Source organism: Bradyrhizobium sp. 23AC (assembly GCF_054863025.1).
In genome coordinates this window covers 1-24128 of record NZ_JAVAYN010000041.1, presented here as the reverse complement: position 1 = coordinate 24128, position 24128 = coordinate 1, and the positions used below count along the sequence as shown (strand labels likewise).

General features: G+C 59.6%; 21 protein-coding genes and 4 pseudogenes. 22 read left to right on the top strand and 3 right to left on the bottom strand.

The features are described from left to right. From RAD10_RS40895 to RAD10_RS40825, 15 genes and pseudogenes are all read left to right on the top strand, one after another. Positions 1-334: membrane dipeptidase (locus tag RAD10_RS40895; RefSeq protein ID WP_461621890.1), on the top strand; the 334-nt coding region annotated here is incomplete at its 5' end. Between the two features lie 189 nt (positions 335-523). Then, positions 524-898 carry a RidA family protein gene (locus RAD10_RS40890; RefSeq protein ID WP_461621889.1) on the top strand — a complete coding sequence of 125 codons (375 nt, stop codon included), beginning with the start codon at positions 524-526 and terminating at the stop codon, positions 896-898. A gap of 1036 nt (positions 899-1934) precedes the next feature. Then, positions 1935-2870 carry an ectoine/hydroxyectoine ABC transporter substrate-binding protein EhuB gene (gene ehuB, locus RAD10_RS40885; RefSeq protein ID WP_461621888.1) on the top strand — a complete coding sequence of 312 codons (936 nt, stop codon included), beginning with the start codon at positions 1935-1937 and terminating at the stop codon, positions 2868-2870. Next, complete coding sequence (gene ehuC, locus RAD10_RS40880; RefSeq protein ID WP_461621887.1) at positions 2861-3556, top strand: ectoine/hydroxyectoine ABC transporter permease subunit EhuC; 696 nt, start codon at positions 2861-2863, stop codon at positions 3554-3556. Before ehuB ends, ehuC begins: the two co-directional genes overlap by 10 nt. Then, positions 3553-4206, top strand: a complete 654-nt coding sequence (gene ehuD / locus RAD10_RS40875) for an ectoine/hydroxyectoine ABC transporter permease subunit EhuD (protein WP_461621886.1) — start codon at positions 3553-3555, stop codon at positions 4204-4206. The genes ehuC and ehuD overlap by 4 nt, the downstream gene beginning before the upstream one ends. Before the next feature lie 58 nt (positions 4207-4264). Next, complete coding sequence (gene ehuA / locus RAD10_RS40870; RefSeq protein ID WP_461621892.1) at positions 4265-5041, top strand: ectoine/hydroxyectoine ABC transporter ATP-binding protein EhuA; 777 nt, start codon at positions 4265-4267, stop codon at positions 5039-5041. A 943-nt stretch (positions 5042-5984) separates the two neighbouring features. Then, entirely contained in the window at positions 5985-8078 is a 2094-nt protein-coding gene (locus RAD10_RS40865) for a 3-hydroxyacyl-CoA dehydrogenase NAD-binding domain-containing protein (RefSeq protein ID WP_461621885.1), read from the top strand. Positions 8079-8152: 74 nt separating this feature from the next. Then, a complete protein-coding gene (locus RAD10_RS40860) occupies positions 8153-9361 on the top strand; it encodes an acetyl-CoA C-acyltransferase (RefSeq protein WP_461621884.1) in 1209 nt (402 codons plus the stop codon). A gap of 95 nt (positions 9362-9456) precedes the next feature. Then, complete coding sequence (locus RAD10_RS40855) at positions 9457-9687, top strand: hypothetical protein (protein ID WP_461621883.1); 231 nt, start codon at positions 9457-9459, stop codon at positions 9685-9687. 583 nt (positions 9688-10270) lie between these two features. Continuing rightward, positions 10271-10473: pseudogene (locus RAD10_RS40850) on the top strand (ATP-binding cassette domain-containing protein); the annotation flags it as partial. Positions 10474-10519: 46 nt separating this feature from the next. Further along, positions 10520-11316, top strand: a pseudogene (locus tag RAD10_RS40845) (ABC transporter permease). Between the two features lie 477 nt (positions 11317-11793). Further along, positions 11794-13272, top strand: a complete 1479-nt coding sequence (locus RAD10_RS40840) for an AMP-binding protein (protein WP_461621882.1) — start codon at positions 11794-11796, stop codon at positions 13270-13272. A 99-nt stretch (positions 13273-13371) separates the two neighbouring features. Then, entirely contained in the window at positions 13372-14175 is an 804-nt protein-coding gene (locus tag RAD10_RS40835) for an enoyl-CoA hydratase/isomerase family protein (protein WP_461621881.1), read from the top strand. 156 nt (positions 14176-14331) lie between these two features. Continuing rightward, positions 14332-15185: pseudogene (locus tag RAD10_RS40830) on the top strand (SDR family NAD(P)-dependent oxidoreductase). Positions 15186-15427: 242 nt separating this feature from the next. Next, positions 15428-16376 (top strand): IS630 family transposase gene (locus tag RAD10_RS40825; RefSeq protein ID WP_461621880.1). Its coding sequence is split into 2 segments (ribosomal slippage): positions 15428-15763 and positions 15765-16376, totalling 948 coding nucleotides; the frame shifts between segments, so codons are not numbered across the junction. Between the two features lie 68 nt (positions 16377-16444). Here RAD10_RS40825 and RAD10_RS40820 read toward each other — a convergent pair. After that, positions 16445-16702, bottom strand: a complete 258-nt coding sequence (locus RAD10_RS40820; RefSeq protein ID WP_461621879.1) for an alpha-hydroxy-acid oxidizing protein — start codon at positions 16700-16702, stop codon at positions 16445-16447. Between the two features lie 181 nt (positions 16703-16883). Between RAD10_RS40820 and RAD10_RS40815 the strand changes: the two genes are divergently transcribed. From RAD10_RS40815 to RAD10_RS40785, 7 genes and pseudogenes are all read left to right on the top strand, one after another. Then, positions 16884-17516 carry an ABC transporter permease gene (locus tag RAD10_RS40815; RefSeq protein WP_461621878.1) on the top strand — a complete coding sequence of 211 codons (633 nt, stop codon included), beginning with the start codon at positions 16884-16886 and terminating at the stop codon, positions 17514-17516. A gap of 11 nt (positions 17517-17527) precedes the next feature. Next, positions 17528-17851 (top strand): ABC transporter permease, encoded by a 324-nt coding sequence (locus tag RAD10_RS40810; RefSeq protein WP_461621877.1) that lies wholly within the window; start codon positions 17528-17530, stop codon positions 17849-17851. A gap of 9 nt (positions 17852-17860) precedes the next feature. Beyond that, positions 17861-18772, top strand: a complete 912-nt coding sequence (locus tag RAD10_RS40805) for an ABC transporter permease (RefSeq protein WP_461621876.1) — start codon at positions 17861-17863, stop codon at positions 18770-18772. Positions 18773-18802: 30 nt separating this feature from the next. Continuing rightward, positions 18803-19675, top strand: a pseudogene (locus RAD10_RS40800) (ABC transporter substrate-binding protein); the annotation flags it as partial. Further along, a complete protein-coding gene (locus RAD10_RS40795) occupies positions 19596-20051 on the top strand; it encodes an ABC transporter substrate-binding protein (RefSeq protein WP_461621891.1) in 456 nt (151 codons plus the stop codon). The pseudogene RAD10_RS40800 and the gene RAD10_RS40795, both read left to right, overlap by 80 nt. A 573-nt stretch (positions 20052-20624) precedes the next feature. Next, positions 20625-21602 carry an ABC transporter ATP-binding protein gene (locus RAD10_RS40790; protein ID WP_461621875.1) on the top strand — a complete coding sequence of 326 codons (978 nt, stop codon included), beginning with the start codon at positions 20625-20627 and terminating at the stop codon, positions 21600-21602. Then, positions 21595-22611, top strand: coding sequence for an ABC transporter ATP-binding protein (locus RAD10_RS40785; RefSeq protein ID WP_461621874.1), 1017 nt, complete (start codon positions 21595-21597; stop codon positions 22609-22611). Before RAD10_RS40790 ends, RAD10_RS40785 begins: the two co-directional genes overlap by 8 nt. A 43-nt stretch (positions 22612-22654) precedes the next feature. Here RAD10_RS40785 and RAD10_RS40780 read toward each other — a convergent pair whose 3' ends face one another. Next, positions 22655-23800 carry an IS630 family transposase gene (locus RAD10_RS40780; protein WP_461621873.1) on the bottom strand — a complete coding sequence of 382 codons (1146 nt, stop codon included), beginning with the start codon at positions 23798-23800 and terminating at the stop codon, positions 22655-22657. Between the two features lie 79 nt (positions 23801-23879). Then, the coding region (locus tag RAD10_RS40775; protein WP_461621872.1) for a hypothetical protein at positions 23880-24128 on the bottom strand (249 nt) is incomplete at its 5' end.

Sequence of the window (24128 nt, the reverse complement as noted above, 5' to 3'; positions counted from 1 at the left end):
CACGGACGAAGAGATCCGGGCCATCGCGGCGAAGGGCGGCGTCATCGGCATGATCCTCGTCCGCGAGTGGATGCCTCACTTGAGCGACCTCGTGCGCCACTGCAATCACATCAAGCGCCTCGTCGGCATCGATCACCTCGGCATCGGCAGCGACCTTGTCCGCGGCGTGGGAAGTGCGTCACATTACGAATACATGGCCGAATTCGGTGTAGAGGCGAACTTCCGCGCCATCGCTGATGGCTTGTTGGCTCAGGGCTACTCGGCTGACGAAGTCGGAAAGGTGATGGGCGGCAACTTCTTCCGCGTCTGGGAGCAGGTGGCGGGGACACACTAACCTGGCAATCTCCTATAGTTTGGGCCGCGGCCAGACGCTCGGGACGCGGGGCATGAAAGGGCGCTATCTTCATCTTTCGTATGATGGTGAAAATCAGCGCGATGTTCAGAATAGAATTCCTGGAGGTTGATCAGTTCCTCTCGCCTTTTCGCATTCGAAATCCACCATTTAGGAACGGTACGAACACAAATGAGTAAGGAGATTCCTTGTAGCCCACCCGTTGGCTGGCGATTTTTGAATGTGGCGGGCCAGTTGGGTACGGGGCCGCGCGGGCTCGTTACCGCCGACGGTGACCGGGCGTCGCAAGTTGCTGCGCAGACCGGGCAAGCACTAAAGAATCTCCTGGAATCGTTGAAGCGAACGGGCTCACCGCCGCAGACCTTGTCAAGGCCCGTTTATCTGGTGAAGTGGAGCGATTACGAGGCGATGCAAGCGGAATACACAAAAGTGTTCTCCTCCGCATCGGACGATAGTCCGCCGGCTCGGATGACGATGGCCGTGCATGAACTGTGGAATAGTGCTCTCGTCGAGATCGATTGCTGGGCTTACCGGAAGAAGGCGTGATGAGAACTCCCGCTTCGATTGGAGTCATCGGGGTGGGATAGCTGGACGGATCGGCCGCGCGTTCGTCGTCGCGGCCGGTCAAGCTGAACCGACTGTGGCGGATACCTTCCATCCAGTAAGTCCCACAGGATGGATTGTGACTGGCGCCAGGCTCAGCCGCAGCCGCTCGGCTGCATTGCCAATATCGAGTTGTTGGAGCGATCGGGTTGGCGCGCCGCTGCAGTTCGATGATTAGTGCGCACTCTCGACGTGAGCTTCCTCACAGCGCACTTCTTGAGACTGGTACGACGACAATGCCTGTTGAATTCGAGAAGCCCGGGCGGCTGGCCGGTTTTCTTCGACTTTGTCATTCCGTCGACGCATCAGCCCATGGTTCAGCGGTTTGCCTCAAGAATGGCAAGGGGCTAACCGGCCCGCTCAGCCTCCGGTCTGCATGGCGACGAGTATGAGGACCAGGCCATGCTGATGAAACAGATCCGCGTGCTCAAATCCAAGCCAGTGCGGTTCCGGACTTATATTCATCCCAGCAAAAAATTCCGGCGACGATGGCGGAACGCGCAATCTACGTTTCTTTCCGTCTGAGCGGTTCTGCTTCGCTGTTCGCGTGAGGAAAGCCACGAAGTCAAGGAGACGAAGAAAACGGATCGATCCTGCATGCTCGCGGCGAATTCAGAAGCGGTCAAAGGAGCAGGTGCCGGCAATTCATGACCCTCCAATCGGCTTTGACGAGAGCCAAAAGGGCTGATTGCTTTCGAACGTGCGAACGAGTGCGGAGCGCGCTCCGGAGGCAGCCACCGCCTAGCGCACGATTGCCAGGATCACGTCGTGCCTTTTGCATCGGATCAACGCGCGCAAGCCAGAGCTTTGCGTTATTGTCCGGCGAGTGGAATCTCATCCAAAATTCTTCAAAAGGAACCGCGAGAACGCAGATCTCAAGCATAAAGCGCAAATCAATGCAGTAATTCATCTCGGACTCTTTTTATGATGCCTCAGTTTTACGCTCGCGTTCGACGGGCTAGCGGGGAAGGAAATCGTCATGGACAACAAGCGTCCAGCGCCTCAAGGGAGGCCGCAGTGCATAGATTTGGTTGCCCAGTTTAATCGCCGGGGCATTTTGCGGGGTGCCGCTGCAGCTATGGCTATTACGGCAGTCGCGCGATCAAAGATTGCGTCAGCCGAAGGAGCGGTCGCGGCTAATCCCAACAGCACGCTAGGCAAGGCCATCGCCTCGAAAAGCATCAAGGTCGGCATCGCCGGTCTGGCTGGATTTGGGTACCTTGGCGCGGACGGAAAGCCGACCGGTATTGACGTCGATGTGTTACGAGCCTGTATGCAATCGCTGGGCATTACGAATCTCGAACCCGTGCAGACGGCTTTCGGGTCTCTGATCCCGGGTCTTAACGCAGGTCAGTTCGACGTGGTGGCAGCGGGGTTGGCCATTACCAAACAGCGCTGCTCCCAAGTTGCCTTCGGCGACCCCGCCGCGTGGATCGGCGGCGCCTTCATCGTGAGAAAGGGCAATCCGAAGAAGCTCCATAGCTGGGCCGACGTGGTCCGGACCGAGGCCATCTTCGCCGTCGGAACGGGGTCTTCCGACATCAATATGGCTAAGGCCCTCGGCATACCCGACTCGCGGATCCTCCAGTTCCAGCAGTTCGGCAGTGCCGCCGCCGTGGCTGCCGGTCGAGCCGACTTCACGTCGGCGGGCAAGCTGGTGCAGGTCGAGTACCTCAAGAACAACCCGAATCCCAACCTCGAGATTGTCGATGCCGATCCCGTCGACGCGTCGGGCAACACGATCAAGTACCACTCCGCGGTGGCGTTCAGGCCGCAGGACACCGACTTTCGGGATGCGTACAACAAGGAATTGGCGAAGCTGAAATCATCCGGCCAGCTCTTAGTCCTCTTGGGAAAATACGGCTTGGGTGAAAACGAGGTGCCGAAGACCACGGCTGCCGCCCTGTGCAACTAGAGGATCTCGGCCTGTGGCGTGACATCGCATCCGCGCTGTCGAAAAGCCTCTTCATCACGATCGAGGTCACGGTACTAGCCTCGCTCGTGGCGTTGTGCGCCGCGTTCCTGGCCGGCACGGCACAGCTTGCTCCGTGGCGGCCGGTGAGATGGCTCGCGCGGGTCTACATCGAGACGTTCCGCGGAACCTCCGCGCTCGTCCAGCTCTTCGTGATGTTCTACGTGCTGCCGCTGCTCGGCCTCCGGCTGAGTCCTCTCATGGTCGGCGTGGTCGGGCTCGGGCTGAACTTGGGGGCGTACGGATCGCAGATTGTTCGAGCGGGTATCGTCGCTATTGATCGTGGGCAGCGCGACGCCGCGGTCGCGCTCGGCCTGACGGGTTGGCAGACGCTGAGACGGATCGTGCTCCCGCAGGCGATTCCGCTGATGCTCCCGCCCTTCGGCAACGAGCTTATCGAGATGTTGAAGGCCACCTCCCTCGTGTCACTGATCGCCCTGACAGACCTGACCTTCGCGGGGAATCTGTTCGTCGAACAGCGCGGACACGCGCTGGAGGTCTACATGGCGCTCCTGTTCACGTACTTCGTCCTTGCTCTCCCGCTGAAGCATTTGACCCGGCATCTCGAACGGAGGACGCGCCTGATCGCGGGGGGGCTGAGCGACCTCGCAACGGAGCGGCCCATATGAGCTTCGACTGGGGCTATGCATGGGAGATCCTGCCCGCCATCCTGCGTGGCACTGTCGTGACCATCAAGCTGGGGCTCGCCATCTATGCCGTCGCTCTTGTCGGCGGTCTCATCTTGGCGGTCGTGCGACTGGCACTGACACCGGCACTGGCACGCGCGGTCGACCAATTTACGAGTTTTATTCGAACGACGCCTCCGTTGATCCAGCTCTATGTGCCGTTCTTCATCCTGCCGCAGTATGGGATCGTTCTCAGCGCCGAGGTCACCGGCGTAGCCGTTCTCGGCCTGCATCTCGCGACATTCACCTCTGAAGTCTATCGAGCCGGCATCGAAGCGGTACCACGAACACAGTGGGAGGCGGCGATCGCTATCGGTCTGGATCCGCGCAGGACGTGGATGAGGATCATCCTGCCCCAGGCTGCGCGCAAGGTCGTCCCTCCGCTCGGGAACTATCTCATCGGCACCATCAAGTCGGTCCCCTATCTCGCCGTGATCTCGGTCCAGGACATGCTGGGCACGGCGCTCAATGAGGCAAGCCTCTCGTTCCGCTATTACGAGCCTATTGCGCTGGTAGGTGCCCTGTACCTGGTGATGAGCCTGATAGCGGCTGAGCTCGTCCGCTTTGTGGAGAGGCGCTATGCCGCTGTCTGACGTGTCGGAAAACGAATCTCAGCTCCAGGACACCCTCCTCGTGACCGCGAACGCCAAGATAGCTGATCCTCCGTCGGTCCGTTTCACCTCGATCTCGAAGAGTTTCGGCGAGATCAAAGTGCTGCAGGATGTGAGCTTCGACGTCGCCGCGGGGGAGAAGCTGGCGCTCATCGGACCAAGCGGCTCGGGGAAGACGACGATCCTTCGCCTTCTCATGACGCTCGAGACGCCGACCAGTGGGACGATCGAGGTCAACGGCGAACTGCTTGGGCTGCAGCGGGTTGGGGGAAAGCTCGTGCCTGATCGTCCAGCGCACATCAGAGAGGTGCGGCGCCAGATTGGAATGGTGTTCCAGCAGTTCAATCTCTTTCCCCATATGACGGTCATGGCGAACATCATCGAGGCGCCTGTGCAAGTGCTTGGGATGGAGCGAACCGAAGCAGAGGCGCAGGCGATGGAACTTCTCCGAGCAGTCGGCCTCGTGGAAAAGGCGAGTTCCTTCCCGCGCCAGCTATCTGGAGGTCAACAGCAGCGGGTCGCGATCGCGCGCGCTCTCGCGCTGCGACCGCGGATCATGCTCTTTGATGAAATCACTTCTGCGCTGGACCCGGAGCTCATCGGGGAGGTACTGAACGTCGTCCGGCAACTCGCCCGGGACACTGGAATGACGATGCTGATCGTCACGCATGAAATGAACTTCGCTCGCGATGTCGCGGACCGTGTGATGTTCATGGCCGACGGGCGGATTGTGGAGACAGGAGCTCCAGAGCAGATCTTCACGGATCCGCAGAACGAAAGGACTCGGCAATTCCTTCGCGCGGTCCTGTCCCATTGAGGCATCTCTCCTCAGCTTTGATCGCCAAAGTCTTCCGCACCGATCTGCCCATCCGGAGCTGCCGAATCTCGTCGCGAGCTTCGAAGGGGCCCGCGCCGGACGCCATCTGGTGCTTACAAGCTGAAGGGTCTGCGGCCAATCCCGACCGGCGGCATGATGGGCTATAACTTTGCAGAAAATATCTGGCTCAACCGATGACCATCGTCGTGGTGTCCTCTGAGAGGAGCGATGAGCAGGGCAGCCCCGAGGGCCGAGGTCAATAGCCGAATCGTACGACGCGCTCGCAGATTGCAGAATTTCTTCGAATTTAGCCCGACTTTTGCGCCCTTCGTGCGTCGGCACTCTCTATTTACTTTGCCGGGCAGCCAAGTGGGCGCGAAACGGGTCGATTGGTCGGATGGGTGCAACAGAATTTTGCTTACGGGAAAGATTTATGAACGTCTCGTTCACGAAAGAAGAGCGCGAGTTCCGCGAAGAGAAGCGTCAGTTCTCGTGCGATCGCGTATCCCGAGAAATAGTTGAAGACCGATGTTTGTCACGAAACGAGATGGTCGCCTGGGCGTACCCCAAAGCAAGAAGCCCTGGCATGTTCCGCACGTTCCAAGGAACGCGGCGGAGCGAAATCGATTCCCGTGCAGCATTACATCGTTAGCGGCCAGAGGATCTGGACGATCCGCTCGCAGTATACCGACCCTTTCTTCTGATCGACATGTGCGTCCGAGCCGGACCATTGATGGCAATTACGAAGTGAACGAAATTCGCATAAGAGTGGGACTGCGCCAAAATTACTTGTTGGCATCGAGTGGTACGGCATTGCCAGCGATGGCGCTTCCAAGGTGCGGATCCGGCGCATCAAGGACCCTACCCTGGGGACGCAAGTCGGTGACAGGCGATCACCGAAGCCGCCTCGCTGCGAACAGAATACAAACTCAAGAGGCATAACGTGGACAAGGTAGTCAAGTTCGAGCGTTATGACACAATCGCTGTTGTCACGATCAACCATCCTCCCGTGAATGCGCTGAGCGCTGTAGTGCGTGGCGGTATCGTGGAATGCATCAACGCCACAATCGCCGATCCGCAGGTGAACGCGATCGTTTTGATTTGCGCGGGCCGCACCTTCATTGCAGGGCCAGATATCACAGAGTTCGGCAAGCCGCCCAAGACGCCGGGGTGGGACGAGTTGCTGGCGGCGCTGGAAAACTCGCCCAAGCCCATCGTTGCTGCGATTCATGGGAACGCTCTCGGCGGAGGGTTAGAGGTGGCACTAGTTTGCCATTTTCGGGTCGCGACCCAGAAAGCCAAGCTCGGCCTGCCTGAGGTTAAGCTGGGCCTTCTGCCCGGTAGCGGCGGCACGCAGCGACTTCCGCGCATCGTAGGCGTCGAGAGGGCGCTGGAGATGGTGACCTCGGGCATCCATGTGCCCGCCAGTGAAGCGCTGGCCATGAGCTTGGTCGACGAGATCGTCGAAGAGGGCGAGCTGAAGGAAGGCGCCATCGCCTTTGCCCGCAGGGCGCTCGCGGAGGGCAGGCCGCTCGTGAAGGTCCGCGAGAACAACGCCAAGCTGGAGGCCGCCAAAGGGCATCTGGCGATCTTCGGGAACTTCCGAAAGCTCAATGCCCGGAAGTTCCGCGGCTTCCTGGCGCCCGAGTACAACATCCGCTGCATTGAGGCCGCCGTGAACTCGAACTCTTTCGAGGAGGGCCTGGCGGTCGAGCGCGAGCTCTTCGCCGAGCTGGAGGCCGGACCTCAGTCGATTGCTCAGCGGTATTACTTTTTTGCCGAGCGTCAGGCACGCAAGATCCCTGACGTGCCTGACGACACCCCAACGCGACCGATCAACAAGGTTGGAGTCTTAGGCGCGGGTACAATGGGCGGCGGCATCGCCATGAACTTCGCCAACGCCGGCATTCCCGTGACCATCGTCGAGATCAAGCAGGACGCGCTCGACCGCGGCTTGGGCGTGATCAAGTCGAACTACGAGCGGACGGCCGCGCGCGGCGGCTTGGCGCCAGAGCAGGTGAACCAACGGATGGACCTGCTCACCGGCTCGCTCAGCTTGGAGGATTTCACCGATTGCGACCTGATCATCGAGGCGGTGTTCGAGCGTATGGACATCAAGAAGCAGGTGTTCGCCAACCTCGACCGGATCTGCAAGCCTGGCGCAATCCTAGCCACCAACACTTCGGAATTGAACGTCGACGAGATCGCCTCGATTACCAGGCGTCCGGAGGACGTGATCGGCCTGCACTTCTTCTCGCCTGCAAACGTGATGAAGCTGCTGGAAGTGGTCCGCGGTGAAAAGACCGCCGCTGATGTTATCGCGAGCTCCATGAAGTTGGCTAAGACGATCGGGAAAGTCGCGGTGCTGGCCGGCGTCTGCCACGGCTTTATCGGAAATCGTATGCTGAACCAGCGCGAGCGCGAGGCCAAGAAGTTGGTCTTGGAGGGCGCGAGCCCTTGGGACGTGGACCGGGTGCTCTATGATTTCGGCTTCCCAATGGGCCCCTTCCGGATGAACGACCTGGCCGGGTTGGACCTCGGGTGGGTGATGGAGGAATCGAAGAGTTCCACCTTGCGTGAGGTGCTTTGCGAGATCGGACGTTTGGGCCAGAAGGCCGGCGCCGGCTATTACGATTACGACGAAAATCGCAGCGCCAAGCCCTCGCCGGTCACCGAGAAGATCATCAAGGACTTAATCGCCAAATCGGGCAAGAGCCCGCGCAAGATCTCTGATGAGGAGATTATGGAACGCTGCATTTTTCCGATGATCAACGAAGGCGTGAAAATTCTCGAGGAAGGAAAGGCGCTCCGGGCCTCTGACATCGATGTGGTTTGGGTCAACGGCTACGGATGGCCGGTCTATCGCGGCGGGCCGATGTACTATGCCGACCAGATCGGACTGGAGAAGATTCTGGTCAAGATGAAGGAATTTCACGCCATCATGGGCGACGAGTTCAAGCCAGCGCCCCTGCTGGAGAAGCTGGTCGCCGGCGGCAAGACGTTCGCCAACTTCGACCAGCTCCGGAAGACGCCCTAACTGGCGTAGCATTACAACCCGCTCATCTGGCGGAAGCCTGGATGAGCGGATTTAACCAAAGGACATCTCCTCCCATGCGTGAAGCCATCATCGTCGCCGCGAAACGTACTCCAATCGGCAAAGCCTACCGCGGCGCGTTCAACAACACATGCGGTGCGACTCTAGGCGCCGAATCGATCCGCGCCGTCGTAACCCAGGCCGGCGTCGATCCCGGCGAGATCGACGACGTTGTCATGGGCGCAGCCATGCAGGAGGGCACGACCAGCTTTAACGTCGCCCGCCAAGCCGCTCTGCGCGCTGGTCTGCCGAGCACCGTTTCGGGCATGAGCATTGACCGGCAGTGCAGTTCGGGACTCATGGCCGTGGCGACGGCGGCCAAATACATCGTAAACGATGGTGCATCAATCGCGATCGGCGCGGGCGTAGAGTCGATTAGCCTGGTGCAGAACGATAAGGTGAATCGCTTCAAAGCGTTCGACCCTTGGCTCGAGGAACACATGCCCGAGCTCTGGGTCTCGATGATCGAAACTGCCGAACTCGTGGCCGAGCGCTATGGCGTCAGCCGTGAGGCGCAGGACGAATACGCCCTGCAGTCGCAGCGGCGCACGGCTCAGGCCCAGGCGGAGGGCCGCTTCGCCGATGAGATCGTCCCGGTCACCAGCATCATGAAGGAGGTGGTCAACAAGGAGACCGGCGAGACCGCAGACAAGGAGATCACCATCTCCGCCGACGAGGGCAATCGCCCCCAGACGACACTGGACGACCTCAAGAAGCTTCAGCCCGTGTTCAAGGGCGGCGGCCGCTACGTGAAGGAGGGGAAATTCGTCACAGCCGGCAACGCCAGCCAACTCTCTGATGGCTCGGCCGCGGTCCTGCTGATGGAGCGCAAGGAGGCTGAGAAGCGCGGTCTGCAGGCACTGGGCGCCTACCGTGGCATGGCGGTAGCGGGCTGCCGGCCCGAAGAAATGGGTATCGGCCCGGTCTTTGCGATCCCGAAGCTGTTGGAGCGCACCGGCCTCAAGATCGATGATATCGGTATTTGGGAACTGAACGAGGCCTTCGCGTCCCAGGTGCTCTACTGCCGCGACAAACTGGGCATTCCGAACGAGAAGCTGAACGTCTCGGGCGGTTCGATCTCCATCGGGCACCCATACGGCATGACGGGCGCGCGCTGCAGCGCGCATGTCCTGTACGAAGGGAAGCGCCGCGGCGTGAAGTATGGCGTTGTCACGATGTGCGTCGGCGGTGGCATGGGCGCTGCTGGCCTTTTCGAGATCTTCTGAGACCCAACGGCGTTGATGAGCGCTTAGCTGTTTGGATGATGGCCCGAGCTTCATTCCGCGAGTTAGCATGCGCCGGACTGAGGCAGGGGGGGCAGTTGAGCGTTCTCGAGCTGTGGAGAAAGCCCCGCAAAAATGTGCTTGTCCTGATCAGCGCGTTGAACGGAACACCTTGGACACGATCGCGCGTCATGGACGAAGCTTCGCTTTCTCCGCTTGGCGACAGCCCTGCGGTTGAGGCCGTTACCGCGCGGCCGCTCCTTGAACGAGCGTTCATCGCTGGACTTCGCGCTCAAGCGGTGCGGTTGCAGAGCGCGATCATGAACTGATCATTCATTTTAGGCGAGGATTCGAAATGGATCCGGAGCGCCATAAGCGAGGCCGCGCAACGATTGTGCCCTATTTTTAACCCGACAGGATTCAAAAGAACATCATCAGCAACGAGATTTTCGTGCTTTGATGGGGTTGTTTCCGAGAGCTCACTATGAACGACCCGGCCGGCCCCGACATCAGCTGGCTGTCGCATAAGGACGACCACATAAAAAGGTGGCATCGAAGATGTGTTGTGCGAAGCCAGCCGCTTTGGCCTGAAGACTTCGCAAGGTCTACTACAAGTATGAGTGCGGCCGCTCCCAATCTCGCACCGGAGTTCTAGGAATTGATTGCTAGGGTGCCGCGCACTCTCGATGAGAAAAATCGCGGCACCTCCAAGCGACATCGATCTGGCTCATTATGCCTCGAACAGCTGAAATTCGGTGCCAATGAGCAAAACTCGAGAGTTTAGCGGCGCGTCTAGCATGAAACTGCTTCCGCCGGTGGGCAGAAGGCTTTAATCCGTCAGCAAGACGATAATGGTTTGGCCGTCGACGGGCGCCCCCAGCAGTGCCGGGTCCGGTAGAGGGAGGGGGGTCGATGCCAGGCAGTGGCTTTGTGAAATTATTTGACGTCCAGAGGACCTACGATGGCGAAACGCTCGTCGTTAAAAATCTCAACCTGATGATCAAGCGGGGCGAATTTCTGACGATGCTTGGGCCTTCCGGCGTAAGACGACAACCCTTATGATGCTCGCCGGCTTTGAGGCGCCGACACATGGCTCAATCAAGCTGGTCGGCGCCGACCGTATCAAGATGGGGTGAGAACGATGGCCGCGTCTGGCTTTGCCTGTCCGATGGAGAAGGGCTGGTGCTCATCGGTGGCGCGGTGCTGCTGTTCCTGATTGCGCCGATCCTTGTGATCATCCCGCTCTCCTTCAATTCCGTGCCCTTTTTTAGCTATCCGATGCCGGGGCTCTCGCTGCGCTGGTATGACGAGTTCTTCCTGACTGCTCGCTGGCAGAGCGCCCTGTATAATTCGATTTTCATCGCGGTGGCGGTGACGCTGCTTTCCACCGTGCTGGGTACTCTTGCCGCGCTCGGCCTCAGCCGACCGAACTTCCCGTTGCGCGCTGCGGTGGTGAGCCTGTGATCTCTCCAATCGTGGTCCCGGTCGTAATCACCGCGGTAGCCCTATATTTCCTTTATGCCGATGTCGGGCTGCTCAACACCTATATCGGGCTGATCCTCGCGCACACCACACTGGCCACCCCCTTCGTCGTCATCACCGCCACCGCGACCCTGACGGGTTTCGACCACGCGCTAACCCGTGCCGCCGCTGGTCTTGGCGCGCCGCCGACCACGGTCTTCTTTAAGGTCACCCTGCCGCTCATAATTCCGGGCATGATCTCCGGTTCGCTCTTCGCTTTCATCACCTCCTTCGACGAGGTGGTGGTCGCCCTTTTCATGGCCAGCGCCGAGCAGCGCACCTTGCCGAAAGCCATGTTTTCCGGCATCCGCGAGGAGATCAGTCCGACCATCACTGCCGCTGCCACCGTGCTGATCCTGTTCTCCGTCGCCGTGCTCATTACTGTTGAGTTGTTACGGCGGCGCTCGGAGCGGCTGCGCGGCGTTGGCAACACATGATGGTTCGTATCGCGTTGAGACCGCTGCGCATCTCGAAGCGCATTTGGTCATTGGCGCCAAATCATTGCGTAACCAAGTCGTCCATGAGTGACGTCGCAAACGAAAAGCCTGTACCTTTACATTACATCAGCAGCGCAATCAAATCTCCGCGCGTGCTCGCAAAGAAGCCGGTGTGATCGACTCGACCAAATTCTCAACAGTCGATCCGCTGAAGCGCATCTTGTACAACCGTGAGAAGTCACGACTACTTGAGTTGATGACAGCCAATTATCACGCTCCAGCTCCTACCATCCGCGCCCACGATGTACTTCTGCGTGAAGCGAACAAAATTCGTGGAATCTCTGTGCAGCGAGGGTGCAGGTCGCCGCATTTCCTCGGCAAGATCAGGTAATTGTTCGCAGACCATTCTTGGTACCGAATGGCGATTGCTCGTGCACCGGACCTAAGCGAAACCAACGCGAAGTTTTGTAGCGGAAAATGACTGAAGACATGATCTCGTTGGGCGAGAAGTTGTCTCGCCGCGCTCGGGCGACGCCCGACGCTCCCGCGGTCAGCTGCGGGGAGATTACCCTGACCTGCGCCCAGTTGGAAATGCGGGCGAACCGCATCGCCCGTGCCTTGGAGATGTTGGGTGTCAAGCTCGGCGATCTCGTCACCATCGGGTTGCCTAACGGCGTTGACTTCATTGAGGCCTGCTTCGGCATCTGGAAGCTGGGTGCGACGCCGCAACCGGTGTCCTTTCGATTACCAAAAGTCGAGCTGCAGGCCATCATCGAGCTCTCCGATGCCAAAGTGGTGATTGCATTGCCGACTCTCGAGATAGGCCGACAGCGCGTCACGGTCGATGACCTGCTCTCGCTGTCCGACGATGATCGGCCCGTTGAGCCGCGAGTGCCCCCGATTTGCTGTGCTCTGACCTCCGGCGGGTCGACCGGCCGGCCCAAGCTGATTCTTGCGGGCTCGCGCGGCGTGACGCCTCCTGAGCCGGATAACTTGTCGCTCTGGCGCTTGGGGCCGGGCGACACTGCACTGATTCCCGGGCCGCTCTACCATAGCGGGCCTTTCTGGTTCGCCCTGGAAGCCTTGGTAAGGGACGCCCACCTGGTGTTGATGCCGCGCTTCGACGCGGAGGCCGTACTGGCCGAGATCGAGCGGCATAGGGTGACGTGGATCTACATGGTTCCTACTATGATGGGTCGGATCTGGCGACTACCGGAGGAAGTGCGAGCTCGATACAACGTTTCGACCGTGAAAACGCTCTGGCACATGGCCGCGCCCTGCCCGCCGTGGCTCAAGGAGGCCTTCATCGGATGGTTGGGGCCTGAGGTGATCATGGAGCTTTATAGCGGAACCGAGAGCATCGCATTTGCCATTATTACCGGAAGCGAATGGCTTGACCGTCGCGGCTCTGTCGGCCGCGTGTGCATGGGCGATATGAAGTCTTTCGACGCCGACGGGAACGTGCTGCCGCCAGGCGAGGTGGGCGAGATTTACATGCGGCGTCCGGAGGACGCTACGCCTTCGTATCGCTACGTCGGCGCAAATCCCCGCACCCTGCCTGGTGGCTGGGAAAGTCTGGGCGACATTGGCCATTTTGATGCCGACGGCTACTTGTATATCGGCGATCGTCGTACCGACATGATCCTGGTTGGCGGCTCCAACGTCTATCCGGCTGAGGTCGAGGCGGCGATCGACGAGCACCCGCTGGTGCATTCAAGCGCTGTGATCGGCCTGCCTCATGAGGACATGGGCTCGTCCCTCCACGCGATTGTGCACGCTCGCGCGGGCCTGAGCGAGGGAGCGTTGCTGTCGCATCTAGCCGAACGGCTGGTGTCCTATAAGCGTCCGCGCACTATCGAGTTCGTCGATGAGCCTGTGCGCAATGAGGCCGGCAAGGTCCGTCGGACTCAGCTGCGAGACGAACGGATATCCCGGATGAAGACGGCCGCTGGCTAAACATGCCGGCGGCGCTTTCTTCGGAACGGGGCTCCGGCAGCGCCATGAGACTTCTCGCAAGAAGAGCCGGGCACGGCGCAGCCACAAGGAGCGGTGATCTTGGCGAATTTCGTGGAAATCGAGAAGGGGCTTGGGCCGCAGGGACGCATTGCCGTGGTGCGGTTCGATCGCGGCGATGGCATTAACGCGCTTTCTGCCGACGCAATTCGCGAGTTGACGGAGGCTGCTGAAAGTTTCGACGACGACACCGAAACCTCAGTCGTGATCCTGACCGGCGCGAAGGTTTTCAGCGCCGGCGCCGATCTGAAAGGAGGTGAGGACCGTTCGCACGCAGCGCTGGACATGGCCGCGCTGCGCCGCCAACTGCGGACCGGATCTCGGCTAACCCGCGCTTGGTACGAGATGGACAAAGTGACCATCGCCGCCATCGAAGGATTTTGCATCGGCGGCGGCATCGCGCTCGCCGTTGCCCTTGATTTTCGATTCATAGCACAGGACGCCCACATCCGTGTACCTGAGATCGCACTTGGCATGAACATGAGCTGGCATACAATTCCGCGTATGCTGCAGCTAATCGGTCCGGCGCGAACGAAGCAGGCGATCATCCTCGCCGACCAGCGCATCTCCGCGGCAGAGGCCTACGAGTGGGGATTGGTAGAGCAGGTTACGGAACCCGGTGGGAGCTTTCAGGCTGCGATGGAACTCGCCGGGAAGATAGCGCCCCAGCCGGCGATTCCGGTCGCCATGACCAAGCAAACGGTCAACCGTCTCGCCGGTGCACTTGACGATCTCGCGAGTCACATGGACCTCGATCAGTTGGCGTTGACCTGCATGACCGAAGATTACAGGGAGGGCATTGCGGCCTTCGCCGAGAAACGAAAGCCCCATTTCAAAGGGCGCTGACGCGAACAGAGAGCATCTTGCGGATCTATCGAGGGCGACAAGTTCGTCTGCCCCAGCGAAGTGATCTCCTCTAAACCGCGCGACCGTTATCCAGACCGGACTAATCGTGCTTCAGTAGCCACGCTGCTGACGATGCAAGTACTTGAGGAGAATAGGATGGGATTGTTGGACGGCAGGGTGGCGATTACGCGGTCTCGGTGAGGCTTATGCAAAGCTGTTCACCAAGGAGGGGGCGGCCGTCGTCGTCAACGACCTCGGAAGCACAGTGAATGGCTCGGTGCAAGCGCCGCCGCTGAGAAAGTGGTTGCTGAGATCGTAGCGGTCGGCGGGCGCGCTGTGGCCAATGGCGACGACGTATCCACCCCAGCCGGGGGAGACAATATCCTCAGAACCGCGATCAAAGCTTTCGGCGGAGTCGACATCCTGATCTGCAATGCCGGCATCCTTCGCGACCGGACATTTGCCAAGACGTCCGAAGAGGATTGGGACCTCGTCGTCAAGGTTCATGTGAAAGGGACCTACTGCTGCACGTTACCGGTTTGGAAGTGGCTCAGAGATAATGGTCGGTCAGGTGTGATCATTATGACGTCCTCAACGTCGGGGCTTTTTGGAAATTTTGGTCAAGCAAACTACGGAGCGGCCAAGGCCCGCATCTATGGCTTACGAGTTCTCTCCATCGAGGGCCGCAAATATGGAATCCGCGTTATGGGGGTGCGCCAAACGCGGTCACTCGGATGTGGGCGGATGTTCCAGGCATCCGCGACGGCGAACCCGATCCCATCCTGCGTCCCGAGAACGTCGCTCCCGGCGTGCTCATCATGGCCTCCGACCTGGCGTCGGACCATTCGGGTAAGGTCCTCGCCGTATCGGGAGAAGAGATATCCGAAGTGAAGATGTTGATGACGGAAGGCTTCCATCCCAAAGGGCTCTACACCGCGCAGGACGTGGCTGCCCACGCAAGCTCGGTGTTCTTCCCGGCAGACCTGAAGCGGCTCCTCTTGAAGGATTGAGCCTGGGGAAACCTGGCATTGGCGAAGGCTGCAAGGCGTTCCGCTAGCGCCCGCCGGCGCGTTGAGAACCCTGTCGAAGTGGACTTCGGCTGATCTCTCCCAGCACCGGATGCGTCAGCAACCGGAGCTCAGGACTTGGCCGGCGCGGTTAGAGCCTTTCATTGCTTAATTGAATCGGAGGGGATTCCGGTTTTTGGCGGATTGTGATTCAAGATGCTGACTGGATTGGAGGCCAGCATCGCATGACCCGACCTCTTTCCCTGGATCTTCGCGAGCGTGTGGTGGCGTCGGTTTTGGCGGGCGAGAGCTGCCGGTCTGTGGCGGAACGGTTTGGTGTTGCGGTCTCGTCAGTTGTGAAGTGGTCACAGCGGCAGCGGGCGACCGGCTCGGTTGTGCCTGGCAAGATGGGCGGTCACCGCAAGCCCGTGCTTGATCCGCACCGCGCCTTCATCGTCGACCGGATCACTCAGACGCCGCACCTGACGCCGCATGGTCTGAAGGCGGAACTGGCAGCCCGTGGGGTCAAGGTCTCACACAACGCGGTCTGGCTGTTCCTGCGCCGGGAAGGGCTGCGGTTCAAAAAAAACACTGTTCGCCCTCGAACAGGCTCGCGCCGACGTCTCGCGTAGGCGCCAGCGTTGGCGATCCTGGCAGGCCGGACTTGATCCGGGCCGGCTCGTCTTCATCGATGAGACCTGGATCAAGACCAACATGGCCCCTTTACGGGGCTGGGGCCCCAAAGGAGCACGCCTGCGCGGCTTCGCCCCGCATGGTCACTGGCGTACCCTCACATTCCTCGGCGCGCTCCGCCATGACCAACTCACGGCACCCTGCGTCTTCGACGGCCCGATCAACGGCGAATGCTTCCGCGCTTATGTGAAGCACCTTCTCCTGCCAACCCTGCGCGAAGGCGACATCGTCATTCTCGACAATCTCGGAAGCCACAAGTCGAAAGCTGTCAGGCAGATGATCCAGGCTGCTGGCGCCAGGCTCTGGTACCTGCCGCCATACTCGCCCGACCTCAACCCGATCGAACAGGCCTTCTCCAAGATCAAACACTGGATGCGGCAAGCTCAGAAGCGCACCATCGAGGACACTTGGCGCCACATCGGTCACCTCGTCCACGACATCCAGCCTCGCGAATGCGCCAACTACTTCGCCAACGCCGGTTATGCTTCAGTCAAAATGTGAAACGCTCTAAGAGAGCCGAATCTCCCGAGGAGGAGGGCAAGCCATTCATGAGCTACCCAAATACGTCCTCACTCTATTGTCGCACGAGCTCGATTGTCGGCACCCTTAGCGCCAGTTGGAGTATAATGCTTCTCGCTCCACATAAGGAACTGCGGGCTGAGATCGGCGATTTTGGTCGCGCCGATCTGGGCCATGCTGATATCGATTTCGCGACGGAAGATCGCCAATGCCCTTGCCGCGCCAGCCGCTCCGCCAGCGGTCCTTCGTATTTGCCCTTCTTGGGGCAGAATTACGGCCATCCAATGCGCTACATCAGTGAAATTCATTCTAGCAGTCAGATAATATTTCCTTGAACGACAAGAGCCTTCTGTCGACCGCCTCACCATCTCCGTACTGGTTCAGCTGGAGGATCTCTGCTTCTGCAAGACGGGCGAGGACGGCCCTAGGCGGGAATTGGTTTGCGGCGCAACAACATCTGCGGCGCGCCGATCCGCGAAGGCTGAGGGATTGGCGAGGGTTCTGCAGGGTTACATCATACGACGTTTGCTTGCGCTGATACCGACGCTGATCTTCGCCTCCCTTATTGTCTTCATTACCATTCGGCTGATGCCCGGCAACATCACCGACCTGATGCTGTCGCAGAACGATGTGAGTGCAGCCAAGCAAAGCCGGGAGCAACTGGAGGCTGCGCTTGGGCTCGATTCGCCGATATATATCCAATACCTCAAGTGGATCGGCGCGCTCTTGTTCAGAGGAAGCCTTGGCGATTCGCTGTGGACCAACACTCCGGTGATGGAAGAAATCCTTCATCGCTTGCCGATTACATTCGAGCTTGGCATCCTCGCGCTCATTGTATCGGTGATCGTCGGCATTCCGGTCGGCGTCTATGCTGCGCTGAAGCAGGATACAATTGGCGACTATATCCTTCGCACATTCTCGATTCTCGCGCTCGCCATTCCAGGCTTTTGGATTGGCACGCTGGTGATGGTGTTCCCGTCGATTTGGTGGGGATGGTCGCCCTCGGTCAAATTCATTCCCTTATCGCAAAACCCTTGGGGCAATTTCCTGCAGCTGCTCATTCCGGCGCTGATCCTCGGCGCGGCGTTCTCGGCAATCACTATGCGGCTGACCGCACGCTGATACTGGAGGTGATGCGGCAGGACTACATCCGCACGGCAAAGGCGAAGGGGCTTTCCACCGGCACCATCGTGATGCGCCATGCTCTCCGCAACGCACTGATTCCCGTCATCACCTTGGTCGGTCTGCAGGCCGGTGCGCTGATCGGCGGCGCGGTTATCCTCGAGCAGATCTTCGTCATTCCCGGTATGGGCCAATTGCTGCTGGAGGCTGTGAGCTCGCGCGACTACCCGACCATCACCGGCGTATTCCTCGTTTTCGGTGTGGCAATCGTGTTCATCAATCTGCTGGTCGACGTGAGCTACGGTTTCCTTGACCCCAAGGTAAGGAGCCGCTGATGGCTGAAGTTGCTGGCATCGAGCCCGCCGATATCTCGGTTGCGATCCGTCAGGCAGCGACCAAGCGTCCGAGCGCGGTGTCCGAATTTTTCATTCGCCTGTTTCGCGAGAAACCGCTTGGGGCCGCCAGGCGCGGTGATCTGTCTGGTCTTCTTGTTCGCTGCCGTCTTCGCCGACGTGCTCGCGCCTTACGGCTACAACCAGATCATGCCGATGAACCGGTTGAAGCCGCCGAGCTCGCATTTTTGGTTCGGTACCGACAATCTCGGTCGCGACATCTTTTCCCGCATTCTTTATGGTGCGCGCCTCTCCGTCATCATCGGTCTTTCGGCGGCCGGCCTTGCGACGTCAATTTCGATCGTTCTCGGCATTACCACGGGCTCCCTTGGCGGCCGGTTCCATATGCTGGTCCAGCGTTTCGTCGACGCCTGGATGAGCTTTCCCGAACTCGTCGTCCTGATCGTGGTGGTCGCGGTGGTCGGCCCTGGCATGCTCCCCGTCATCGTCATACTCGGCTGCTTTCTTGGAATCGCCGGATCTCGCATTATCCGCAGCACCGTGCTCTCGGTGCGCGAGCAAAGTTACATCCACGCTGCACAGTCAATCGGCGCCGGCACGAACCGCATCTTGTGGCGGCACATCCTGCCGAATGTCATGCCGCCGGTAATCGTGTTGTTCACGACGCGCGTCGGCGCGGTCATTCTGGCCGAAGCCTCGCTGTCGTTCCTCGGGCTGGGAGTCCCGCCGCCGGCGCCGTCCTGGGGCGGCATGCTCACCGGTTCATCGCGCAATTACATGTATCTCGCACCTTGGATGGCGCTGGCGCCCGGCATCTCCCTCACATTAGTGGTGTTCAGCATCAACATGTTCGGTGATGCACTGCGCGATCTGCTCGACCCGCGCATGCGTGGCCATCGTTAAGCTATGAAGAAATCGTTCTAGGAGAAAATCATGCACACCAAGACGTTGCGTCGTCTCGCCAGTGTCAGCGCGCTTAGCCTCGTGCTCACCACAAGCTTCGCCTGGTCCCAGACCAAACTTGAGACGCCGAGATACGGCGGCACCCTGGAAATATCGACAGTCAGTGCGACTCTTTCGGCACTGTCGTTCGACAGCGCTGACTGGCCGTGGAAGCACAACCAGGACACCGGCGCTGTCTACGAGCAGCTTTTTGCCGCCGACCTGTCCAAGGCCAAATCCCGTGGCGGCTCGAACAGCTTCATATCCGACGTGTACATCCCCTCGCAGTTGATTCGCGGCGAACTCGCGGAGAAGTGGGGGTGGCTCGAGAATCTGCTGCGTATGAAGGTCACGCTGCGCAAGGGCGTGATGTTTCCTGAAAAGCCGGGCGTGATGGCAAAGCGTGAGCTTGTCGCAGACGACGTTGTGTTCGACTTCAAGCGCCTGTCGACCAGCCCGAAGGCAGTCGCCAAGTACTTCGACTTTATCAAGGACGTGCGCGCAGAAGACAAGTACACGGTCGTGTTCGAGATGTCGAAGTTCAACGCCGAATGGGATTACCGTTTCGGCTACGGTTATTACTCCGCCATCATACCCAAGGAGGTCGTGGACGCGGGCGCCGCGAACTGGAAGAACGTCACCGGCCCGTTCAAGCTGACGGATTACGTTCAGGGCAACTCTCAGACCTACGAGAAGAATCCCGACTACTGGGACAAGGAGACAATCAACGACAAGGAGTTCAAGCTCCCCTACGTCGACAAGGTCGTGTACCGAATCATCAAGGATGAAGCGACGCGCAACACTGCACTTCGCACCGGCAAGCTGGACATCATGGAGTCCATCCGTTGGGCAAGATGCCGAGCAGTTGAAAAAAAGTACGCCGGCTCCGAAGTGGAACCGCTGGCTCAACCCGACGGGCACATTCCTGTCGATGCGCGTCGATCAGAAGCCGTTCGACGACATCCGGGTCCGACGCGCCATGAACATAGCGGTCAACAAGGAAGAAATCATCAAGTCGTACTACAATGGGAATGCGGAGCTGTTCGCTTACCCGCAGCATCCAGAGTATACCGGCTACTTCCAGCCTCTGAACGAACAACCGGCCAGTGTCCAGGAGTTGTTCAAGTACGACCCGGCCAAGGCGAAAAAGCTGCTCGCCGAAGCAGGTTATCCGAATGGCTTCACCTTCAAGACGCAAGTCTGCTCGTGCAGTCCGACCAGATGGACCTCATTTCGCTGATCGCGGCCTATCTTGAGCAAGTCGGCGTGAAAATGGAGATCCAGCCGATGGAGTATGCGGCGTTCCTTTCGGCGATGATGACCAAGACGCTCGCGCCTGGCTATTTGATGAGTAGCGGCCATACCAGTCCGACGACGACGATCCGCAAGAATTTCACAACCGGGAATCCCTGGAATGCATCACAATGGAACGACCCAAAGATCGATGAGCGCATGGAAGCGACCTTACAGGAACGCGACGAAAACAAGCGTCAGGCCTTGATCCGGACGATGACCACCGAGATGCTCGACAAGGCGCCGTATCTCTGGCTACCGACCCCCTACGCCTATACGGCGTGGTGGCCGTGGGTGAAGGGGTACGAAGGCGAGTTGCGCGCCGGCGCCGAACGTCCGGGCCCGATCTACGCCCGTATCTGGATTGATCAGGATCTAAAGAAGAAAATGGGATATTGAGCGAAGGCAAGCCACATCGATGCAAAGAAGCGGCGGCACTGGTCGCTACTGTCATGATTCCGTGAGAGTCCCCCCGTTGCGCCGCGAAGCCTTTACCGCAAAGCTCGGAGTAAGTCATTCAGTGAGTGAGCCTCTTCTCCAAGTCCGCAACCTGACCACCAAGTTCGGTCACGGACGCGGCGCCTTCGCCGCTGTCAACAACGTGTCCTTCGACGTCGCCGCGGGAGAGACGCTCGCCATCGTTGGTGAAAGCGGATCGGGCAAGAGCGTGACGGCGCTGTCGGTCCTGCAGCTTGTGCCCGATCCGCCCGGCCGCATTACGGCCGGCGAGATCATCTTCGACGGCATCGAACTGACGAAGCTCAAGGAAGACGAGATGCGAGCGATCCGCGGCAACCGGATCGCGATGATCTTCCAGGAGCCGGTGACGTCACTCAATCCGTCGCTGACCATCGGCCAGCAGATCGCCGAGCCGATCAACCTGCACAAGCAGCTGACGTGGCAAAAGGCCTACGACAAGGCAAAAGAACTGCTCGATCGCGTGCGGATGCCCGACGCCCGCAGCCGGCTTTCGGCTCATCCGCACCAGTTCTCAGGCGGCATGCGCCAGCGCATCATGATCGCGATGGCGCTCGCCTGCCAGCCGAAGCTGATCATCGCCGACGAACCCACAACCGCGCTTGACGTGACTGTGCAGGCACAGATCCTCGAGCTGTTGAAGGCGCTGACGCGCGAGACCGGCACGGCACTGATCCTGATAACTCACGATCTTGGCGTGGTGGCACGCTACGCCGATCGCGTGTGTGTGATGTATGGCGGCAAAATCATCGAGACGGCAAGCGCGCTCGATCTCTACGGTAGGCCGATGCATCCCTACACGCGCGGCCTGATGGCCTCGATCCCGCGGCTCGACCAGCCAGCCGGACGACGACTCGTGCCAATCAAAGGACAGCCGCCAAACCTCTCGCAGCTGCCGAGCGGCTGCTCGTTCAATCCGCGCTGCAGCGAGGCGATGGAACGCTGCCGACGCGACGTGCCAGAGCTGATGAAGGCCGACGAAAAGCACATGCATGCGTGCTGGATGGCGCCCCATGTCTGACGTGTTGACCCATGAGGAGCTGCGTGGCGCAGTGAAATCCAACGTCATTCTTGACGTTCAGGATCTCAAGGTTCATTTCCTGGTCTACGGTGGACTGCTCCAGCGCGAGGTCAGCACCGTCAAGGCGGTCGATGGCGTGTCGTTCCAGGTGCATGAAGGCGAGACGCTCGGGCTGGTTGGCGAGAGCGGATGCGGCAAGTCTACCACAGGCCTCGCCATCCTGCGGATGCTGCCGATCACGTCTGGAAAGATCGTGTTCGAGGGCGTCGACATCACCAACTATAACCGGAGCCAGATGCGGCCGATACGCAGGCGCATCCAGATGGTCTATCAGGATCCATTCGGATCGCTCGATCCGCGTATGAAAGTCGGCGACATCATCGGCGAGCCGTTGGAAATCCATAAGCTGCATGGCAAAAGGGCGGAGCGTCGCGCGCGCGTGATGGAGCTGATCGAGATGGTCGGGCTACGGCATGACATGATTGATCGCTATCCGCACCAGTTCTCCGGCGGCCAGCGGCAGCGAATTGGCATCGCCCGCGCCCTCGCAGTCGAGCCGCGTCTGCTGATCTGCGACGAGCCGGTGTCGGCGCTCGACGTGTCGATTCAGGCGCAGGTGGTCAACCTGTTTCAGGAGCTGCAGGAGAGGCTCGGCATCTCTTCGATCTTCGTCGCACACGACCTTGCGGTGGTGCGGCATGTCAGTCAGCGCATCGCCGTAATGTATCTCGGTGCGATCGTCGAGATCTCCACGCGCGACGAGCTCTATGCGAACCCGAAGCATCCTTACACCAAGGCGCTGATGCTCGCTATTCCAGTCCCAAACCCCGTCCTTGAGGCCGGGCGTAGCCACCAGACGATCCAGGGCGAGGTGCCGAGCGCAGAGCGGCCGCCACTGGGCTGCCGCTTTCATCCGCGCTGTCCGCACGCGATGCCGGTCTGTAAGGAGAAGACGCCTGAACTGCTCCCCGAGGGAAATGGAATGGTGGCGTGTCATTTATTCACGTAATGGCCAGCAACTTGAGGCAAACGTTCCTAGTCGGGCGATTCAGTCAGATTGATGGGTATAGTTGCTTGAGTTTGACGCGAGCATTTTTGGTTGAGAATTGCCAATCGGCTTTGGTGTGGTTGGCGTTTCGGTCGTTCTGCCATGCGGCGATTTCCTCGATCAGGGTTTGTTTGTCGGGGATACGGCGATCGAGGCATTGTTTGGTTTGAACGCCGAGTTCGGATTCGGCCAGATTGAGCCAGCTCCCGTGTTTTGGAGTGTAGTGCCATTCGTAGCGCTCGACCAGCCGCCTGGCTTCGGGTGCCGGAAAGGCTTGGTAAAGTGAAGCCTTGCTCTGGACGCTGAGATTGTCCCGCACCAGAACAATAATTTTGGCGCGCGCGAAGTGGATATCGGCCAACTCCTTCGAGACCTGAGCGTAGTCGACAGCGGCATGGCGATCTGTGACCTCGACATGGCGCCAGCCTTCGAGTGGAGCAAACATCATGAACAGATTGGCGGTGCCGTTGCGCTCGTACTCGTAATCGAAGCGGGCCGGGCGTCCCGCTCTCATCGGGATCGGCACTCGCGTTTCGGCAATCAGTTGCTTGGATGTCTCGTCCAGGCAAACCAGCGGACAATCGCCGTCGTGCGGCCGTGTATAGACGGCCAGCACGTCTTCCATGGCGGCTACGAACGCGCCGTTCGCCTTCGGCGGGATAACCCAGCACTGTCGGCGATGGGGCTGGAGGATGTTTTTTAAGCGCGCGCCCGATTGTGCTGTCGCTGGATCGACGATGCCGAGTTGCACGACCTTGTTCTCCAGCAACCGAAGGGTCCAGCGGACGCGTCCCTTGGGCGGCTTGGAGCAGGCCAGGGCAACCAGCTTGGCTTCCTTCTCGCCGTCAAAAATCCGTGCCACAGCAGGCGTCGCCCGTTGCTTGCGGCTCAACACTGCCTCGAAGCCCTCTTCCACCAGTTGCTTCCGGACCCGATAAACCATCGAAACGCTGGTGTCCAAAGCCTTGATGATCCGGCTGTCGCTCCAGCCTTCACCGGCATCCGGGACGTCAGCCTTCAACAATATTCTTGCCTTCAGCAGCCGCTGGGCCGGGCTATTGCCCTTCCGTATCAACGCCTCAAGCTGTTCGCGTTCCTCCCCGCTCAGCCGCACAACATACTTCTTTACCGAAATCTCCTTGGTCGCCATGATTGTCTCCGTCGTTCGCGTCGCGCGACGGAATCGAATCACAAAAAACACATCCCTTCAAACTAATTGAAGCGGGCGACTAGTCGTTAAACACACCGGGCTGACCGCCATAGCCAACGACGCGCAAGCCTAGGAAACTTTCGACAAGTCTCGTCGCGCCTGCGCCGCCTGATCTCCTCGTTGAGACGTTCGAGCATGTTGGCCTTTTCAGGCCGCGATCATTGTCGGAGACGACGAACTCGGCGCCGTGAAGGCCCTGCATGATCGACGCCCTGTCCATCGCGGCGGCCTCGTGCACCATAGCGACAGGGGCAGCCAATACGTCTCT

Coding starts and splice junctions, on each gene's coding strand:
- RAD10_RS40890 (WP_461621889.1), top strand. CDS start 524: ATGAGTAAGGAGATTCCTTGTAGCCCACCCGTTGGCTGGCGATTTTTG.
- RAD10_RS40780 (WP_461621873.1), bottom strand. CDS start 23,800: ATGGCGACCAAGGAGATTTCGGTAAAGAAGTATGTTGTGCGGCTGAGC.
- RAD10_RS40840 (WP_461621882.1), top strand. CDS start 11,794: ATGACTGAAGACATGATCTCGTTGGGCGAGAAGTTGTCTCGCCGCGCT.
- ehuB (WP_461621888.1), top strand. CDS start 1,935: ATGGACAACAAGCGTCCAGCGCCTCAAGGGAGGCCGCAGTGCATAGAT.
- RAD10_RS40860 (WP_461621884.1), top strand. CDS start 8,153: ATGCGTGAAGCCATCATCGTCGCCGCGAAACGTACTCCAATCGGCAAA.
- ehuD (WP_461621886.1), top strand. CDS start 3,553: ATGAGCTTCGACTGGGGCTATGCATGGGAGATCCTGCCCGCCATCCTG.
- RAD10_RS40795 (WP_461621891.1), top strand. CDS start 19,596: ATGAAGCGACGCGCAACACTGCACTTCGCACCGGCAAGCTGGACATCA.
- RAD10_RS40810 (WP_461621877.1), top strand. CDS start 17,528: ATGCGGCAGGACTACATCCGCACGGCAAAGGCGAAGGGGCTTTCCACC.
- RAD10_RS40785 (WP_461621874.1), top strand. CDS start 21,595: ATGTCTGACGTGTTGACCCATGAGGAGCTGCGTGGCGCAGTGAAATCC.
- RAD10_RS40820 (WP_461621879.1), bottom strand. CDS start 16,702: ATGAATTTCACTGATGTAGCGCATTGGATGGCCGTAATTCTGCCCCAA.